A 1,761-nucleotide genomic window follows, 5' to 3' on the forward strand; every position below is an offset into this window, starting at 1 on the left:
CCTCCCCCGCGCGGCCGCGCCCGTGCCCCCCCCCCCCCCCCCCCCCCCGGCCCCCCCCCCCCCCCCCCGCGCGGCCCCCCCCCCCCCGCCCCGCCCCGCCGCGCGGACCGCCGTGTTCGACGTCTCCGCCGACGAACAGCCGGTCGCCCCGGCTCGGCACCGCGTGACGCCGTGCGGAGCCGGGGAGAAACCCCGGCCGGCGGTCCTGACCAGCGAGCCGCTGACCGAGGAACCGCTCTGTGGGGCGGTCACCGACGGGCATCTGCCGGGCGGGGCGCACATGCGCTGCCGCCTTGGCGGGGGAGCCCGCTCTGGCGAGAGAACCCGCCCTTGCGAGGGTTCGCGCCCCGTGGGACGGCCCGGCAGGACACGCTCACGTCCCCCCGCCCGGGCCGACGGCTGGTTCGAGGAGTCGCCAGAGGCCCTCCAGGAGCGCGTGGGAGCCGTCCTGCTGACGCAGTGTGCGCAGTGCGTCCGACCGGCGTGAGACGACCGTTCCGGCGGGGACGCCGAGGCGTTGAGCGGTCTCCCGCACCGTGAATCCGTACACGCAGGTGTGGACGAGCACCTCCCGGTGCTCGTGTGTCAGGGTGCGCAGCAGGGCGTGTGCCACCACGGACGCCAGCACAGTTTCGGCGCGATCGGCCTCCGGGACGTCGCCGCTCTCGGCGGTGACGATCTCGTGCCGGGTGAACGGACCGGGCCACCCCTCGACGGCGAGGCCGCGTGCCGTCCTCAGGAGCCGGCCGCGTACGGCGCGCCGCCCGGTGGGCAGCCTGCCGATGTGCTGCCAGGCACGGACAAGGGTTTCCTGTGCGATGTCCTCGGCCGCATGGTGGTCGCCCACCCATGTCTCGGCACGGGCGACGAGCGTGGCTCGGTGCTCGGCCACCAGGGCCTCGGCGCGTGCGTGGTGGCGTACTGCCGGGGGCGGGCGGTGGTGGGCGCTGGTCGTCATGTTCGCGGACTCCCCGTCGGGCAAGGGCGGCGGCGAGCCGTCCCGCCGGCTCCGGACGGGGGTCCGCCCGCATGTTCCGGGCTGTCGACGAGGGCTCGCCGCGCCACCGTTCACAGCCATGTCCGCCGGTGCGGGGCCGTGGCGAGGGGAGCCTCCCCGCCCCGGATCTGTGGCGGGACACCTGGGCCGGGGGAGGCCGTCTCCAGGGCGGGTCGAGTCCCGGAGAATCGGTGGCGACTCAGGCGCCCGCCCGGCCCTCATTCCATCAACGGCGCCGCCCGACGTCCAGGATCACTTTCGCATCGTGCGATGCCGGATCGGCATCGCACGATGCGAAGGTCCTCTGGAGGGAGGTCCGTTGGAGGGGGCCGCCGTACTGCGACACCTCGGCGTGGTCCGACGCCGGCCGCCCGTGTTCTGGGCCGACGAGGTGCCGGCCGTCGGCAGATCGCGCGCCACCGGCCGGCTGCGAGCCAGGAGTTACGAGCCAGGAGCCCCCTGCTCGGTGTCCGACAGGAGTCCCACGCGGACGGTGAACGGCTCTCCCACGCCGTAGCGCGGGCCGGCACTGCGGCGAGGGGGCGGGCTCCTCGCCGAACGCAGCCGCGTCCTGGCGCCGTTCACGTGGACGGCTGTGCCAGGACGCGGTGCGCACCGGTGGCACGCGGGTTCCAGGACGAGCAGGTCTCACCGGCCGCGCGCGGACGGCTACTTGGCGAGGAAGGTGAGGAGGGCGTTGTTGACTTCGTCGGCGTGGGTCCAGAGCAGGCCGTGGGGGGCGCCGTCGATCTCGACGTAGTCGG

General features: G+C 75.4%; 1 protein-coding gene and 1 pseudogene. Both read right to left on the reverse strand.

What is annotated here, in order from left to right; genetic code table 11:
- Nucleotides 1-373: 373 nt before the first annotated feature.
- Nucleotides 374-958 carry a sigma-70 family RNA polymerase sigma factor gene (locus ACH4LD_RS41175; RefSeq protein WP_398059257.1) on the reverse strand — a complete coding sequence of 195 codons (585 nt, stop codon included), beginning with the start codon at nt 956-958 and terminating at the stop codon, nt 374-376.
- Nucleotides 959-1,666: 708 nt separating this feature from the next.
- Nucleotides 1,667-1,761, reverse strand: a pseudogene (locus ACH4LD_RS41180) (alpha/beta hydrolase); the annotation flags it as partial.

Source organism: Streptomyces sp. NPDC017676 (assembly GCF_044329325.1).
Taxonomy (GTDB): domain Bacteria; phylum Actinomycetota; class Actinomycetes; order Streptomycetales; family Streptomycetaceae; genus Streptomyces.

Coding starts and splice junctions, on each gene's coding strand:
- ACH4LD_RS41175 (WP_398059257.1), bottom strand. CDS start 958: ATGACGACCAGCGCCCACCACCGCCCGCCCCCGGCAGTACGCCACCAC.